This is a genomic window from Rosistilla ulvae (assembly GCF_007741475.1).
Classification (GTDB): Bacteria; Planctomycetota; Planctomycetia; order Pirellulales; family Pirellulaceae; genus Rosistilla; species Rosistilla ulvae.
This window is the reverse complement of sequence record NZ_CP036261.1, coordinates 6,954,074-6,970,395: the sequence shown is the minus strand read 5'-3', so window position 1 is coordinate 6,970,395 and position 16,322 is coordinate 6,954,074. Positions and strand designations below refer to the sequence as shown.

Here is a 16,322-nt window from a genome sequence, read left to right as displayed (position 1 = left end):
AAGAAACCTTTTCAGGATAATCCGATGCGTTGGCGTGGAAGACGAGAGAGCGAAAATATTGAAGATCGACGCGCCATGGGGGCGGGGCCCGCGGTTGCCGGTGGGGGCGGGCTGATGATTTTGGTCATGGTCGTGTTGGGGCTGATGATGGGGAAAGACCCGCAGCAATTGATCCAACAGGTGCAACAGCAGCAGGCGCAACAGCAAGCCGGTGCGCCGCAAAACGTGCCGGTCGAAGATAGCGAAGCCGAACGCGAGCTGAAGCAGTTTGTCTCGGTGGTGTTGGCCGACACCGAAGATGTCTGGAACAAGTTGTTCACCGAGCAGATCGGGAAGCGGTATCCCGAACCGAAGTTGGTCCTGTTCCGCGATCAGGTCTCGTCGGCTTGTGGGATGGCCAGCAGCGCGACGGGCCCGTTTTATTGCCCTGGCGACGATCAGGTTTATCTGGACATGTCGTTCTTCGAACAGCTGCAGAATCAATTTGGAGCCAAAGGGGACTTTGCGATGGCTTACGTGATCGCTCACGAAGTCGCGCATCACGTGCAAAATATGCTGGGCATTTCCGACCAGGTTCACCGCAGTCAGCAGGGTGTCGACAAGGTGGCGGCAAATCGGTTGAGTGTACGGTTGGAATTGCAGGCCGATTTTCTCGCCGGCGTCTGGGCGCATCACGGCCAAAAGATGAAGTCCTTCTTGGACGCTGGCGATGTCGAAGAGGCGATGCGATGCGCTCAAGCGATCGGCGACGATCGCTTGCAACAACAGATGCAGGGACGCGTCGTTCCCGATGCCTTTACGCACGGAACCAGCAAGCAGCGAGCCTACTGGTTCCGAAAAGGATTAGAGACTGGGCAGATCGAAGTTGCCAACGAGCTGTTCGAGTTGCCATACGACCAGATCTAGTCGATCGTCGCGTTGGGACGGATTGCGAGCGATCGCAGCGGCGGAGTGAACCTATTTTGCTGTCGATGCGAGCGCTAGGTCGATCAATTCGTTCCCTTCGGCGACGTCGATCACGAGTGGCGACATCGTACCTGAGGCGTAGACGCTGGGGATCGCTCCCTTTGCCTGCTTCTTTTTCCTCGGCGCGGTTGGCATGAAGACCGCCGCCGCCGGTTCGTTGCTGTCGATTACTTGACCATCGCTAGCCGTCTTGAAGTCGGCATCGGTGATCGGGATCAACGGTTCGGAGACCGTTACGCGATAACGTCCCGGCGGGCAGCCATTGAAGTCTTGCACTGCGCCGGGAACCATCGCTAGGACTTGGTATTTCCCTTGGCCGTCGGAGTATCCCGAAGCACCATTGCCGGTGGTCCCTTCGATCGGTGTTAACGTCAGGCTCTTGAATGCCAGTGGTTCCCCATCGAGCGTCAGCGTCCCGGTGATCGGAACGCGTGGCGGCCCCGCGTCACCGCAGCCCGCAATCGCAACGACTCCCGCGATAAGACTGACTTTTACAAATTTGAACATCAAACTCACCTGTTAACTTTAAAAGACAAATCGGAATAGAGTGTTCGAGTGAAGAGTGGTGGGGAGTGCCCTTTTTAAATGCAGTTCCCCAATCCCACCCTCCCGCCGCGCCGGAGGGTGAAATGTAAGTTGATCTGTGAACGCCTACTACGGAAGCGTGACGACTTGTCCGTCGGCCATGACCGTTAGGTTCAACAGAGTCGGCTTGTCGATCGTTTCGTTAATGAACTGGACCGAAGCGTCCCCCATGACAAAGTGGCATCCGCCGGGATGCAAACTGGCCGACGAAACCCACCAACTGCGAGCGCGGCCGCGCATTGGGACGAAGGGTGGGCTCTGCCAGGTGGGGTGAACCCAAGGTTGGTGCCAGACGTTGATTCCGCCGTTGGTTCCGTTGTAATACGGGTCGACGCCCGTCATGACCCAGCCGCGATAGGACCAAGCCAGGGCGGCCCCATTGACGTGGTGTCGCGTCGTTTCGCCGACCATGAAGGTGTTTGTTAGCCCGTCGATGACTTCGGCCATCCGGGTGTTGACGTCGCCACCAAACATCCGCTTGGTTGTGCTGCTGGTGGTTGCGTAGCTGTTGCAGGTGCCGAATTCAGGGCTGGCTGCGACGATAAAGTCATAGTTGGTTGCGGCGCCCGAAAATCCTGGCGCAGGCCCGTAGTGGTTTCCAACCAAGCGACCTTTGACGGGGTTGCTGTCCGAAGGGCATGCGAAGACGTCGAGTTCCAGTTCGGCAAGGGCCGCATTTCCGTTGGTCGCTGGGTCGCCGATCACGGTTCCGGTCGCACGTTGCCCCGAACTGGTAACGGCAAAGGCTTCGTCGTGATTGAACTGGTCGTAGACGTTTTGCAGCTCGATGTAGGGAAGCAACGCAACGAGGCCGCTGGCGTTTTTGATCTCACCGTTGACTGCGTTGCCAACACATCCGCTGTATCCGCGGCTGGAGGCGGGGAACTTTTGGTAGGTGTCCACATAATTGTGCAGCGCCAGGCCGAGTTGCTTCATGTTGTTGCCACACTGCATCCGCCGAGCCGCTTCGCGAGCCGCCTGAACCGCTGGCAGCAGCAGGCCCACTAAGATCCCAATGATCGCGATCACAACAAGTAGTTCTACGAGGGTGAACGCTCTTCTTTTTACAAACATCGGACGTCTCCTGGGAGAGATGAGAAAAAAACAGATCGTGATTTGCAGCTTCGCTTACGATTCTGTGCAGCGCCGATTTATGTGGACTTCAATTGCGGTGTGGAATGACCCTGCACGGGATGGATTCGGGATTGGATATGAAACAATTGTCTGCCTTAAATGTTCTAATGTAAGACATGTCGGACTGTCTGAATGTAGCAGTCTCACGTTGGAGTGAAAACGTTTTCTTTCGAAGAAATGCGATGTTTTTCCGGGGGTGTATTCGATGCATGAACGAAAGGTCATGTGTCGTGTGTATCAGTGGATAGTGTGTTCGGCGGAGTGTGTAAGCTGTGTGGCTTGGGCGGTGTTGGTCCCGCTTGGTAGCCTCTGCCGCGGTTACTCATGACGGTTGCGGTGTGGTTAGCCGCATTGCAGCGTCGGGAATCACTATGGGTGGATGGTCCACCCTGCAGGGGCCTTAGTGTGGTTTGAGGTTCCGTAGCCAGGGAGGGTTCATCGGTTCTGGTTACTGTTCGCTACAGTCTGGAATCGTGGTTCGCATGTCGCGGCACCCATGAGGCATGATAAATGTTTCGGCGTTTGTCTTCGGTGCGTGTTTCTGTTGTTTGGCGTGTTGGTGTCTGTGTATGTGTCGTTCGTGGTAAGTGTTGTGCTGTGTGCTTTCTCTTTTGTGTGTCGCTGCTTGCTTATTCTGGAGTTGTCTCGTTTTGCTGTTCTTCGGAGGAGCTCTCTTGAGTGTCATTCGACGGTGGAGTCGCCTCGGGGGCGGCGCGGGGAATGGCTTTCGAATCGAGTTCGATAGCTAGCGTTTGGGTTTGTTGATCGATCACAATCTCTAGTGGCGAAGTGTGGTCGGTTTTGTAGGCGTCGGGGATGGTGCTGTTTGGGTTGGGTTCGGAGAGCAAGATCGCGACTTCGGGTTCACGGGCTTCCTCTATCATTTCCTGATGGGCTGCTTCGAAGTCCCGATCCGAAATTGGAATCAATGGTTCCGTGACCACGATGCGGTAGCGTCCTGGGGGGCATCCGGCAAAATCTTCGATGGCATCGGAGATGATCGCTTTCATTTGAAATCTCCCTTGTCCGTCGGAGAAGGCTGCCGCGCCGCGTCCGGCGGTTCCCGCGGTCGGGGATAATTGCACGCTCTTGAAGGGCAATGGCTGACCGTCGAGCGTCAACGTTCCTCGGATAGGGATCAGGACGGGGCCCGTCTCGACAGGCTGTTGGCCGCAACCCAAAATTGCGCCGAGTGTGATGAGCAGGCCTGTTTTGAAGTCAGCAAACATTGGAACGCATCTGCCCATGCGAAAGTGAATTTGCGACCGGGCTTCGGTTGTCCGGTCGCAACAAAACAGTAGGAGTTACGGTAATGTAACGACTTGTCCGTCGGCCATGACGGTCAAGTTCAATAGGGTCGGCTTGTCGATCGTTTCATTGATGAACTGGACCGAAGCATCGCCCATCACAAAGTGACATCCGCCCGGGTGCAGGCTGGCTGCTGGTACCCACCAGCTGCGAGGTCGGCCGCGTTGCGGAATGTAGGGTGGGTTTTGCCAAGTCGGTGCGACCCACGGTTGGTGCCAGACGTTGATTCCACCATTGGCGGTCGTGTAATGGGGATCGATGCCTGTCATCACCCAAGCCCGATACGACCAGGCGAAGGCTGCGCCATTGGAAAGGTACTTGGTGGTTTCGCCCATCATGAACGTGTTGCTCAGTCCGTCGGTTGCTTCGGCCATCCGAGTGTTCACGTCGCCGCCAAACATCCGTTTTTCATTGCTAGCGGTAGTTGCGTAACTGTTGCATGTGCCGAATTCAGTACCGCACTTGACGATGAAGTCGTAATTGGTTGCGGCGCCGGAGAAGCTGCCGCCGGGACCATACGCGCTTCCTACCAATCGCCCTTTGGCTGGGTTGGGGTCGGACGGGCATAGGAAGACATCGAGTTCCAGTTCCGCGAGCGCTGCGTTGCCGTTGGTGATCGGATCGCCGACCACGGTGCCGGTTGCCCGTTGGTAGCCGCCTGGGTTTACCGAAAAGGCTTCGTCGTGATTGAACTGGTCGTAGACGTTTTGCAGTTCGATGTAGGGAAGCAGTGCGACGAGGCCGTTTGCATTCTTGATTTCACCGTTAACTGCGTTTCCAACACATCCGCCGTACCCGCGGGCCGAAGCGGGGAACTTCTGGTAAGTGTCGACGTAGTTATGCAGAGCCAAACCAAGCTGCTTCATGTTGTTGCTGCACTGCATCCGCCGAGCCGCTTCGCGGGCGGCTTGAACGGCTGGCAACAACAGGCCAACCAGAATGCCGATGATCGCGATCACGACCAATAGTTCGACCAAAGTGAATCCGTTTCTGCGACGCATCAAATCTTCTCCGGGATGTTTTCAATAAGGCCGCTTTCAAGCCAGTTGTGCCTATCTTGAGGTGAACTGGCTTGCACGAACCGAAAGGAATGGGATCGCTGTGTGGGAACGAGAGGCAATGACTGGGATGAGATACCCGGCTTGCATGTTTAGCAAAAGGTGTGCCGGTACATGTCAGGGGGATGCTTGAAGGTCCGTATGTGCTGGAATTTGCAGTGGTTTTCGTTTTCTGGGTTTTTTCTGCCTCGAAGTAACCGCCGCGAGTAACCCCCCTCTTGCTTACGAAGCGTGCCGTCGACGCCTACCGATTGTGCGTTGATTGTCGATTGGGCGGGCAGCCGATTCGGGGTGCTTTCTGATAAACTCCGTGCATGGAAACCGAAGAACCTGAAAATCTGTCGATCGAATCGCAACTGCTCGCCGCCCTGGAGACAAGCTGGGGTTACGATGCCTTTCGCCCGCTGCAGCGCGAGGCGATGGAGTGTGTGATGCAGCATCGCGACAGCGTCGTCGTGCTGCCGACCGGTGGCGGTAAATCGCTCTGCTTCCAAGCCCCGGCGACCTGTCTCGACGGGATGGGCGTTGTCGTGTCCCCCTTGATCTCGTTGATGAAGGACCAAGTTGATGCGCTCCGCAGTTGCGGCATTTCGGCGGCGTATATCAACAGCACGCTCTCGGCTGACGAGCGTCGCGAGATCGCCGACCAGATTCAGGCGGGAGAGCTGAAACTGCTGTACGTCGCCCCCGAGCGACTTGTCGACGCGCGGATGATCGAGTTCCTGAAGTCTGCCAAGGTTTCGATGGTGGCGATCGACGAAGCCCACTGTATCAGCGCGTGGGGGCACGACTTCCGGCCCGAATTCCGGCAGTTGCGGTTCCTTAAAGAGGCCTTCCCTGGCGTTGGCGTGCACGCCTACACGGCGACCGCGTCGCAGCAGGTTCGCGAGGACATCGCCCAGCAGTTGCAATTGGAATCGCCGCAGATGTTGGTCGGCGGTTTCGATCGCCCAAATCTGGTCTATCGCGTTTTGGCGGCGAACAATCGGTTCGGGCAGGTCTGCGAAGTCATCCAGCGTCACGCCGGCGAATCGGGGATCGTCTACTGTATCAGCCGCAAAGAGGTCGATCGGACGACGGAGAACCTGGTCCGGTTGGGCTTCAAGGCCGCTCCCTATCACGCCGGTTTGAGCGATACTCAGCGGGCACAGAACCAGGAAGCGTTCCTCAGCGAGCAGGTCGATGTGATCGTGGCGACCGTTGCGTTTGGGATGGGGATCGATAAATCGAACGTCCGGTACGTGGTCCACGCCGGAATGCCGAAGTCGTTGGAGCATTATCAACAGGAGAGCGGGCGTGCCGGGCGCGATGGCCTGGAGGCCGAATGCGTGCTGATCTACAGCGGCGGCGATTTGGTGACATGGAAGCGGATCATGCGCGGCGGCGATCCGTCGGTCTTCGATTCCGCAGTGGCGTCGCTCGAGGCGATGAACCACTTCTGCGCGTCGGTCTCCTGCCGGCATCGATCGATCGTCCGCTACTTTGGCCAAGATCTCGAGGCGGAGAAATGCGGAGCCTGCGACGTCTGTCTGGACGAGATCGATTTGGTCGACGATGCGACGACGATCGGTCAGAAAATCTTGTCGAATGTGTTGCGGACCGAGGAGCGGTTCGGAGCCGACTACAACGCCAAGTGTCTGGTCGGATCGCAGGAGCAGCGGATCGTGCAGATGGGGCACGACAAACTTTCGACCTATGGACTGCTCTCCAGCGAGACCGTCAACACGGTCCGCGGTTGGATCGAACAACTGGTGGAACAGGGGTTCTTGTTGCGTAGCGGCGAATACAACACGATCAGCGTGACGCCAAGCGGTCGCCAGTTGTTGCGCCGCGAGGTGGAGCCGCGGTTGTTACGCCCCGCCAAAAAAGAGGCTCAGCCGAAGGCGGCGTCATCCGAATCGTGGGAGGGTGTCGATCGCGGGCTGTTCGAGCATCTGCGGCAGCTGCGCGGGAAGATCGCCGCGGAGAAGAAGGTGCCGGCTTATGTCGTCTTCGGCGACGTGACGCTCCGCGACATGGCTCGCATCCGTCCGTCGGACGTTCCTCGCTTGATGACGGTCTCGGGCATCGGCGAGAAAAAGCAGCAGGACTTTGGCGAGATCTTCCTCGCGGAAATCGCCAGCTACTGCGACCAACACGAACTCGATCGCGACATCGCCGTGGTCGATCGCCCGGCGAAACCCGTCGCTACGAAGCCGAAGGCGTTGGCTGCGTCGAGCCTTGCGGCGATGGATCTGTTTCGCAACGGGATGTCGTTGGACGACGCGGTCGTCGAACTCAATCGGGCCCGTTCGACCGTTGCCGGCTATCTGAACGACTACCTGAAGCACGAACGGGTCACCGACCCAACGCCATGGGTCGCGACCGAGGTGATCGAGCAGATCGAAAACGTGCTTGCCGAAACGGGGCTCGAGCGGCTGCGGCCGATCTTCGACGCCCTCGACGGGAAGATCGATTACGAATCGATCCGGATCGTCGCTAGTTGCTGGAGCAACCGGCAAGGCGAAGCCGGCTGATCCCGCTTGGGCTGATGGGGCGGTTGCCCGAACAGGGCGTATTGTATTTCGTTTAACCGCGTGCCCAGCGGGCCGCGCTTCCACGCGAGTCCCGAACAAATGCCGCGACGCCACCGCGTTAAACGAAGCGTGGGACTCGTCCTCTACGGGCCCCGTGTTTTGTGTCTCTTGTCGATCTTTGTGGCTAACGCGCTAGCCACGAAGAGGCACAAAGATCGCAAAGCGAGAAGCTTGAGTGACGCTAACGGTACGCGAAACCGTCGCTGTCGTTTAACCGCGAGCCCAGCGGGCGGCGCGGCGCTCAGAAACGCGGGCGGTTAAACGAGGAAGCTCCCTGTCTAGAACAGGCTAGCGATCGGGACGCCGCCATCGGTGATCGGAACGGGGCGATCGCCATCGTACAGGTTGATGCTGGTGTCGATTCCCATCGTCGCCATGATCGTCGCAAAAGCATCGGGAACGGAGACCGGGTTTTCGACAGCGTTCATCGCCAGTTCGTCGCTGACGCCGTAAGCCCCTTGGTGACGCAAGCCGCCGCCGGCCAGGACCAGCGAGAAGTTCTTGCTGTAGTGGCCGCGGCCGCCGCCCGAATCAAACTGGGCCGGGCGACCAAATTCCGTGTTGATCACGATCAACGTCTTGTCGAGCATCTTGTGGGCTTCGAGATCAGCCATCAGCGCCGACATCGATTGGTCCAGTTCTTTGATCAGTACGTGTTGGTTCAACTGGCCGTCGTTGTGCGTGTCCCAGCCGGTTCCATTGCGGAAGTTCATGTTGTGGGAGACTTCGATGAAACGGACGCCCGATTGGAACAGCCGCCGCGTCATCAGCAGTCGCTGGCCGAAGCCGTCGCCATATTGGTTCCGCAAGTCGTCCGGTTCGTTGCTGAGATCGAACGACTTCATAAAGTCGGGGCCGCTCAATCGCAAGCTCTCGGCGACCGCCGAATCGTAATCGGCGTACAGCTTGTCGCCGGCAAACCGCTTGTGCCCCGCGTTGCGGACGGTGGAGAGGAGCTGTTCGCGGCGAGCTTGCCGACTGTCGGTGATCTCCGCCGGGCGAGCCAGGCCGGCTGGACCCGATGCGATATCGGTCAGGTAGACAAAGCCTCCCTTTTGGCCGAGGAAGCCGGGGCCGCGAGTGAGGTTCGGATATCCGATCAGCATGTAGGCGGGAACGCCTTCGGCAGCGGCGCCGCGTTGGGCGGCGATGATCGATCCGATCGATGGGTATTGGACGGTGCCAGCCGTCAGCCGACCTGTGTGCATCCGGTTGGTCGCCGCGGCGTGTTCATCGATCACGTCGTGGTGAACCGTTCGCAGCGCAGTCACACGCTCCATCATCCGCGCGGTCCCCGACAGGTGTTCGCAAACCTGGACGCCAGGGACGGCGGTGTCGATCGCTTTGTAGTAGCTGCCCGCCTTCTTCGCCTTTGCGTCTCCCATCGCTTTGGGATCGAAGGTGTCGATCTGAGCCATGCCGCCACCGAGCCAGATCATCACGCAGTGTTCCGCTTTGCCCATCGGCATCGCGTTGGTTTGCGAGGCGAGTAGTGGAGTGGCGGCCGCAGCGGCGGCGGTCGATTGCAAAAAGTGTCGTCGTTTCATGGGTGGGTCGTTGGGTTGCGTGGTGAATGTGTCGGAGGTGAAGGTTCCTGGGGGGACGGAAGCGAGATCGGTTATGGGATCACGATCATTTCGGGGCTGTTCAGCAGCGACCAGATCGCATCTTCGGCTCGCAACCGCCAGGCTTCGGTTAACATTCGTGTCGGTGGATCGCCTTGGCGTGCGTAGGCTTCCATTTCGACTTTGATCACATTGGCCTCGGAGTTCAGGTGGTTTGACCACGAGACGTAACGGAACCGCTTGGGCGGTGCCGGAGCAAAGGCGTCGATGTCGCTGACCAATCGATCGGCGTAGCCAGGTTCCAGCAATTCGCGGAACTGGGCCCGTTCGGGATCGGTCGGTTGGCGAGTCAACAGTCGCAGATACAACGCGTCGATGAAGGCGTCGAGGTCTTGGTCCTGCAGCGCCAATTGCGTCAGTTCGCTGTGATCGCTCAGTCGCGTCAGCCAGGTGCCAAAGGTGGCGTTGGCTAGCACGCCCGGTTGGATCAGGTTGGGCGTCTCTTCGCGTTGGCTGATCGGTTCGGGGCGGGAGTTTCGCCAACCGAAGGCCTTCAAGACGTCGATGATCGCTTGGGCACGCGGCAGTGCCAGGCTGGGGCGATCGCGTTCGTTCGCCAACGTCGTGAACTCCCACGAGCGTTTGGGGAATCCAAAATTGACAAACGTGTTGGGGGGCAAAGTCCCTTCGACGTCCATCGTCAATTGTTCGGTACGCATCGTTTGGCCGACGGCGTGCAGCGACGTGTCGACAATCTGTTCGGCCGACATGCGGCGGCGGTAGGGGCCCGCGAACAGGCGTTGTTCGCCATCGGTTGGGATCGCGGCGCGTTGGTAGGCGTCGCTGGAAAGGATCGCCCGTTGCAATTCTTTCTGGTCGTAGCCCGACTGGATCAAACGATCGGCCAGCGCCGATAGCAGTGCTGGGTCGCTGGGCGGATTGCCTTCCCAGTCGTCGACGGGCTGGACGATTCCGGCTCCCATCAAACGGGTCCAGATTCGGTTGGCGATGACTTCGGCGAACCGTCGCGACGCAGTCACTTGAGCCGCCAAGACCTGCCGCGAATCAGCGGAGTCCTGGACGATGCCCGCTGCGCTGTCGGACGACAGGCTGGCGAAAGGCCATTCCGGTCGGACGGTCGATCCCGGTTTCAGGGTCACTTCGATCAGCGACTTGCGAGCCTGCTTTTCGAAGAATGCCGCCGGCACGGTGCTGCTCTCGGGCAGCTTGATCGATTTGCGACTGAGCATCGCCGCCATCTGGAACAGATCCCCCTGCTTCCACGAATGGTAAGGGGCATCGTGGCATCGGGCGCATTTCATTTCGACGCCCATGAAGGCGGTCCCGATCACGTGGGCTTTGGCAGCCATCGGCACGTCGTTTTGCGAGGCGATCGAAAAGCCAGCTGAACCGCCGTACCATTGGCTGCCCCGCATCATCATCAACTCGGTGGCAAACCGATCGATCGGCTTGTTGTCCTGCAACGCCTCGAGGATCCAGAACCGGAAAGGTCCGGTGTTGTTAAGTGTTGGTTTCAGCAGGTTCGGGTTTTCGGCGAACACGTCCTGCCAGTAGCCGACCCAGTTTTCCGCCCAGCGGGGATCGTTCAGCAAGCGATCGATCGCGTTGTCGCGGCGCGTGGCGGGATCGTCGCTGAAGAACTTGTCGATCTCTTCGAGCGTCGGCGAGAGCCCGATCGTGTCGATCGAGACGCGACGCAAAAAGGTGTAATCGTCGACGTTGTCGGTAAGTTCGACGGGCGGTTTGGGCGTCTGAGTCATCGTGGCGCCGTCGGTGATCCATTGGCGAACCGCCGCGATCTCGTCGTCGCTCAGCCCGTCACCCTTGGGCGGCATGCGGTAGTCGTCGGCATCGGCGGAGATCAGATCGATTAGATAGCTGGCATCGGGATCGCCCGGCACGACGGCTGGATCGCCCGATTCGCCACCTTCGAGCAGCGATTGGCGATCGACAACGCTCAGTTCTCCCTGCCGCTTTTCGCTGTGACAGCGAGCGCAGTGGGATGCCAGGATCGGTTGGATCCGCTCGCGATAGAAGGTGTCCGATGCGGTCGCCGCAGATGCGGATTGACGCTCGGCGTTGACGGCGTCGATCTTCGCAGCGATCAGCGTGTCGATCTCCCGCGATTCGGGTTCTTCGATCAGATTCTGCAACGCGTATTCGTGTCGCTGCTGCCAATAATCGGATTGGATCTGGTTTGCCGCGCGGCGGTGCTTGTGGTTCATGTCGCCGACCAATTGTTTGTGGTCGGCGGCAAAGGCCAACCAGCCCTCGTCGGTCAGCGGGTACGTTTTGCCTGGGCCAATGATTTCGAACATCTCGCCGGGACGAGCGATCGCGATGCACGATTCGCCAAACTCCAGCCGATATCGCGGCCCGCCAACGATCGCTTCAAACAGGATCTGGTGCGTTTTGCCGTCGCTGTGGAAGTCGACGATCCGTTCGGAATCGCTCATGAAGTGCGGACGCATTCCCGGCACGGGAACCTTCGGCAGCGGATCGACCACGTGGTGAGCACCGGCTCGGTTTGGTTGCCGCGGCGTCGTGACGACATCTTGGTCGTCGATCTTCAGCCGCGAGTAGCCGCGCGATCGAACCAGCAGTTGGTAGTCGCCCGGCGGCAGTGTCAATTCGGTCCATGCGCGGACGACCATCGACTTTTGATTGCCTTCAGTCCAATCGTCGCGGATGCCCCAGTCATCGTATTTGTAGGGGAGCTGGGAGAACGCGAGCGAGTCCTGGTGCCATTCCAGTTGCGGTTCGTCCATTCGTCGCGGGATCGAATCGAAGGTCGCCGTGGGGCCCAGCAGTTGGACGAGGACCTTGCCTTCGGGGACCTCCGGCTTTTTGATCGGTTGCGGAACGTATTTGTAGCGCGACGCGATCAGTTCGCTGGGCAGTTCGTTTCGGTACAGCTTCAGTTCATCGATCTCGCCGTTGAACGAACAACTGCGGGCTCCCTTCATCGACGACCCGATCCAGACCTCGTCTTCATCGACGACGGGGGCTCGCTTGGTCGGACCTCCCATATCCCAGGCACCTTTGACGGGCTTGCCATCGACGAAACCTTGGATCGTCTCTGGCTTGCCAAACTGGTAGGAGACTGCGATGTGATGCCAGCCGCTTCCCGGAGCGAAGCCTTTGGACGACGTCCAGCGATGCCAATCGGCGGGGCCAGCTTCGTCGGCGCGGCTACGGAACAAGAAGTTCACGCACGCTTCGCCACGGTGATTGCTCAACCGCACGGCCCAGTTTTGGTTGTCGGATTCGAAACCGCTGCGCCCGGTTCGCCCTTTGCCGATGATGTAGGCGTGCTGGACGATCGAATAGAGATTCACCCATGCTTCGACCGAGATCCAGTCGCCGTTGTCAAAATCGTAGCGGTCGTCCTCCTTGGTATCTTCAAGGCGGATGTAGGCCGGAGCGTTCAACGACAGCGCCTGGTTCTCCTTGGCAAAGTCGGGGAACTCGGGAGCCGCGGGGCCCCATGGTTCTAGGTTCGCTTTGCCGACGATCGTGCCGGGAGGCTGTTGATCGAAGGACCATCCGAGGATCGGTTGCCCGCTATTGTCGGCGGCTTGGCAAATCGGCTGGATCGCGATCGACAAAAGCAGGGTTACGGAAGCGAGCCAAGGCAGGCAGCTGTGGGAGAATCGCATATCGCATCGTCGGGGGCGCGAGGTGTGAAGGTGGGGGTGCTGGGAGGACATTATACCAGGTCGATGGGGGATCAGAACCCCAATCTTTTCCCGAGGAAGCCGGTCTGTCTGCGTCGGCGGACGGTCAGATGTCATGCATCTGGTGGAGGTGCTGGACTAGAGGCTTTAGCCGAATCGTATGAGTCGATCGATGGCCCTTCCCTGATTGGGCACGCAACGATCTGCGCTCCCTGCGGGATTGGGTGCGCATCGATCGCGGACCGCAACGCGGCCCCAGAAGGTAGCCGGTGGTTTGAGCGTAGCGAACACCACCGGTAACCGAATCGCGAAATCGAAGGCCGCCCCCGACGGGGGCGCACATCGGTCTGCGCTCCCTTCGGGAGCATCGCGCGTGTTAGGCGTCTTGTTCCGGAGGTGCGCCGCTGCGCGACGACCTCCGGCTACCATCTGGGCTCCCTGCGGGAGCGGCGTGCGCGTGGGCCTCGTATTCCGGAGGTGCGCCGCTGGGCGGGCGACCTCCGGCTACCATCTGCGCTCCCTTCGGGATTCGGTGCATCGATCGCGTCAACACGCGCCGCCCGCAACGGGGGCGTTTAGGAGAGCTATCGGTTGTAGGCCAGGCCAAAGCTGATGCCTTGGGTCCAGAAACCGTTCTCTTGCCACTGGAACTCCGGACGCAGCGGTTCGGTCGCTGTGTTGGTCGCTGGTGGCAGTAGGTTCGGGTTGACCGAGGTGTCGATCTGGTCGCCTGGACGAACGACGCGATCCCAGTAGATGATCGAATATCCGAGCGTGGCTTTCCAGTTGGGGCGGAAGGCGTACCCCACCGTGGCTCCCAGTTCGGGAATCAATGCGAATCGGTTCCGTGTGTAGGTGCCGATGTTCGACGTTTGGGCCAGCAGGCCGCCGGGGGCATCGACGACATCGATGCCGTCGGTCGCCAGGGTGCGGCCGGAGATCTGAACGGTTTGGCGGTTCGAGCCGAAGGCTAGTTTGCCCAGCATCTCGAGGCTGAATCGTTGGTATTGTTCCTGCCATCGGACACCCAGTTCGCCACCGTTGAAGCGGTTGGTGGTGGTGAATTGATCGAAGATGTCGAACGTTGTTTCCGGCGGCGTCACCTCTTGCAGGTTCTCGCGGATCAATAGGTTCTCGTCTAGGGATGCATAGCGGTATCCGATCAGCAGATCGAAACGGGACTTGTTGACGATCGGACCGCAGGGGCCACATCCTTCGCAGCATTGTTGGCACTGATTCCAAACCAATCGCACACCGGCGGATTGGAAGTCCCCTTCGGCTTGGACGCTGGCGGTGCCGCGAAGCACGCCGGGGAACGAGACCAGTTCGGCATCGGGCTGATTCGTCAGGACGTTGAAAAACGGGCGTGTGTAAACGGCGGATCCCGCCGTGCCGTTGTCACCAACGCTGTGGAATTCGTCGATCGTGTCGAGGAACAGATACTCGAATTCGATCCCCACGGTTTGGCAATTGTCCAGCCATGTACCACCGCGGACCCGCAAGCCCGAACGCATTCCTTCCAGCAAATCGCCAGCCGATCCGCCGACCAGCGGCGTGCCAACTGCCGGATTCTGTTCGCTTGCTCGGGCTAGCAGGGCGGGCGTAGGCATCCCGGCCGACCACCACATCAAATACTCTGCTTGTAACCATCCGTTTCCGCATCCCAGGCCGTTCGCTAGGCAGGCGGCGTCGGTACCGCATGTTGGCCCGTACAGGCTGTCGCAACCGAGCGTGGAGTCGCACCCACACGAGGTCTCGCCGCAGGTGTCGCAGTTCGGACTAAGCAGTGCGGCTTCGAAACGCTCGGTTTCGGCGTAATCGACAACGGCGATCGCCGGCGTTGCGCCAGCTTTTTCAGCGAAGGGTTCTTGTGTCGCGAAGACCACGTGTTGATCTGCGGCGTACGATTGGCCTACGAGAAATGCCGCCAGCAGCGATGATTGCAACAGCCGCGCTGCCAACTTAGAGATTGCGATATTCAATGGATTGTCCCCCCCCGGATCTATGCCAACTCCGTTTGGTTAGCTAGATCTGATATCGGCGGCAAAGTTGCTGCAATCGATAGAATCTGGGAATAACGCAAGGTTTACCTAGGCGGCAAAGCTTGCCATCGGTCGGCGGGCGGGAGATGTGCCCGCGAGAATCGTCGAGGGGCCGCGTTGGGAGCAATAACGCCAGCGATTGGCGGTCTACCAGTGGCCCGATACGACGTTGGGGGAGAGTTCGTGGCGGGGGGCCTGTGTCTGCAACGATTGCAGCGCGAGTTCCGCTTGGTCGCGTAAAAGCTCCGCAACCTCAGGGACTCGCGACGCGATATCGTTGCTATCAAATCGATCGTCCGGTTTGCGAAACAGGCCGGCCTCGGTTCCCGAACCACATAGGTTCCACCAGGGGGTTTGGAAGCTTGCCACCGCACCATCGGCGTCGGTTGCGAGGGCCCAGTTGACGGGGGATTGAGCATCGGTCCATCCGGCGGGCGTTGCGTCGGTCAACAGTCCTTGGGGCATCTGCTGCAGCCAACCGTCGATCGTGCTGGCAATTTCCCACGGTTGGCAGATCCGCAGCGAGCGCAATGGATCCTGGCGGGGGATGCGGAGGATCAGGGGGACATGCAGCGCAGCGCTGCGATAGTCGTCGGTTGGCAGTCCAAAACGATCGTTTTCACCCAGCGACATGCCGCCGGTGCCAGTCACGATCAGCAGCGTTTCGTCCCCCCCAGGGCTGGCGGTGATCGAATCGACCAGCACGCCAAGCAGCATGTCCAACAGACGCACCTGGCCGCCGTAGACCGTCATCCATCCCAACATCTGGTCGGGCTCGGTCGCGGCCGGATCGAACGACTGCGGTGGCGAGGCCTCGGTCGGCAGTTGCAGTTCATCGTCGGCGTGGCACAGCGAACGGGGAGCATCCCAACAGCGTGGCAGGCTCGACGCGTGCAACCAGCAGAGCTTTTGAGTGCTGTCGCTGATCGCATCGATCCCGGCGGCAAACAGATTTGCCAGCGACGTCTCTTCGACTTCTTCGCACGCAGCGGCGGGGACCTCGAATGGGACGACGATTTGGTTTTCGAACGACTTTGCCAACGGCAGGTCGCCTACGGCGGGAGAGTCGGTGATCAGCGTCGATCCGGTGGAATCGAACGGAGCTGTCGACGAGGCACCCGCGGCGGAGTGGGTTCCCGAAAGCATCGAGCAAAGCGAAGCGATCGGGTCGAGCGAATCGGCGTAGCAGCGCTCGAAGACCAGCGATGTGGCTGCCAGTCGATTGAAATTGGGCGTGGGTTGCCAGGAGCAGCCGTAGGGTTGCAAGCTAGCTGGGGCGAGCCCATCGATGGAGAGAACGACGGCGCGGGGAGGCATGTGTGTGAAGGATCCCAATGTCGGTGGGGAGACAATTGGGGTTCATCTTAAATCGGGAGGCATGGCGAGGTAA

The 16,322-nt window shown here is 59.6% G+C and carries 10 protein-coding genes; 2 read left to right on the top strand and 8 right to left on the bottom strand.

Features of this window, described 5'->3' with window-relative positions; all coding sequences use genetic code 11:
- Window positions 1-24: 24 nt before the first annotated feature.
- Window positions 25-906 (top strand): KPN_02809 family neutral zinc metallopeptidase, encoded by an 882-nt coding sequence (gene ypfJ / locus EC9_RS24580; RefSeq protein WP_145348644.1) that lies wholly within the window; start codon window positions 25-27, stop codon window positions 904-906.
- Window positions 907-957: 51 nt separating this feature from the next.
- On the opposite strand, the gene EC9_RS24575 is transcribed toward ypfJ, so the two are convergent.
- The 4 genes from EC9_RS24575 to EC9_RS24560 all read right to left on the bottom strand — a co-directional run bounded on the left by EC9_RS24575 (window position 958) and on the right by EC9_RS24560 (window position 4,994).
- Window positions 958-1,473, bottom strand: a complete 516-nt coding sequence (locus EC9_RS24575) for a hypothetical protein (protein ID WP_145348643.1) — start codon at window positions 1,471-1,473, stop codon at window positions 958-960.
- Window positions 1,474-1,620: 147 nt separating this feature from the next.
- Complete coding sequence (locus EC9_RS24570) at window positions 1,621-2,625, bottom strand: DUF1559 domain-containing protein (protein ID WP_145348642.1); 1,005 nt, start codon at window positions 2,623-2,625, stop codon at window positions 1,621-1,623.
- A 689-nt stretch (window positions 2,626-3,314) separates the two neighbouring features.
- Entirely contained in the window at window positions 3,315-3,914 is a 600-nt protein-coding gene (locus tag EC9_RS24565) for a hypothetical protein (RefSeq protein WP_218934411.1), read from the bottom strand.
- 75 nt (window positions 3,915-3,989) lie between these two features.
- A complete protein-coding gene (locus EC9_RS24560) occupies window positions 3,990-4,994 on the bottom strand; it encodes a DUF1559 domain-containing protein (protein ID WP_145348640.1) in 1,005 nt (334 codons plus the stop codon).
- 371 nt (window positions 4,995-5,365) lie between these two features.
- Between EC9_RS24560 and recQ the strand changes: the two genes are divergently transcribed.
- Window positions 5,366-7,567, top strand: coding sequence for a DNA helicase RecQ (recQ, locus tag EC9_RS24555; RefSeq protein ID WP_145348639.1), 2,202 nt, complete (start codon window positions 5,366-5,368; stop codon window positions 7,565-7,567).
- 338 nt (window positions 7,568-7,905) lie between these two features.
- Here the strand turns inward: recQ and EC9_RS24550 are convergent, their stop codons facing one another.
- The 4 genes from EC9_RS24550 to EC9_RS24535 form a co-directional block, all read right to left on the bottom strand.
- On the bottom strand, window positions 7,906-9,174 hold the full coding sequence (locus tag EC9_RS24550) for a DUF1501 domain-containing protein (RefSeq protein ID WP_145348638.1): 1,269 nt from the start codon (window positions 9,172-9,174) through the stop codon (window positions 7,906-7,908).
- A 71-nt stretch (window positions 9,175-9,245) separates the two neighbouring features.
- Window positions 9,246-12,872: a DUF1553 domain-containing protein gene (locus EC9_RS24545; RefSeq protein WP_218934410.1), complete on the bottom strand. Its 3,627-nt coding sequence runs from the start codon at window positions 12,870-12,872 to the stop codon at window positions 9,246-9,248.
- Between the two features lie 602 nt (window positions 12,873-13,474).
- The gene (locus tag EC9_RS24540; protein ID WP_145348636.1) at window positions 13,475-14,872 is read right to left on the bottom strand and encodes a BBP7 family outer membrane beta-barrel protein; all 1,398 of its coding nucleotides are present in this window, start codon (window positions 14,870-14,872) and stop codon (window positions 13,475-13,477) included.
- A gap of 207 nt (window positions 14,873-15,079) precedes the next feature.
- Window positions 15,080-16,249 (bottom strand): alkaline phosphatase family protein, encoded by a 1,170-nt coding sequence (locus EC9_RS24535; protein ID WP_145348635.1) that lies wholly within the window; start codon window positions 16,247-16,249, stop codon window positions 15,080-15,082.
- Window positions 16,250-16,322 lie beyond the last annotated feature (73 nt).

Bases quoted from the DNA above. Each gene is read 5' to 3' on its own strand.
- ypfJ (WP_145348644.1), top strand. From the start codon at position 25: ATGCGTTGGCGTGGAAGACGAGAGAGCGAAAATATTGAAGATCGACGC.
- EC9_RS24575 (WP_145348643.1), bottom strand. From the start codon at position 1,473: ATGTTCAAATTTGTAAAAGTCAGTCTTATCGCGGGAGTCGTTGCGATT.
- EC9_RS24570 (WP_145348642.1), bottom strand. From the start codon at position 2,625: ATGTTTGTAAAAAGAAGAGCGTTCACCCTCGTAGAACTACTTGTTGTG.
- EC9_RS24565 (WP_218934411.1), bottom strand. From the start codon at position 3,914: ATGTTTGCTGACTTCAAAACAGGCCTGCTCATCACACTCGGCGCAATT.
- EC9_RS24560 (WP_145348640.1), bottom strand. From the start codon at position 4,994: ATGCGTCGCAGAAACGGATTCACTTTGGTCGAACTATTGGTCGTGATC.
- recQ (WP_145348639.1), top strand. From the start codon at position 5,366: ATGGAAACCGAAGAACCTGAAAATCTGTCGATCGAATCGCAACTGCTC.
- EC9_RS24550 (WP_145348638.1), bottom strand. From the start codon at position 9,174: ATGAAACGACGACACTTTTTGCAATCGACCGCCGCCGCTGCGGCCGCC.
- EC9_RS24545 (WP_218934410.1), bottom strand. From the start codon at position 12,872: ATGCGATTCTCCCACAGCTGCCTGCCTTGGCTCGCTTCCGTAACCCTG.
- EC9_RS24535 (WP_145348635.1), bottom strand. From the start codon at position 16,249: ATGCCTCCCCGCGCCGTCGTTCTCTCCATCGATGGGCTCGCCCCAGCT.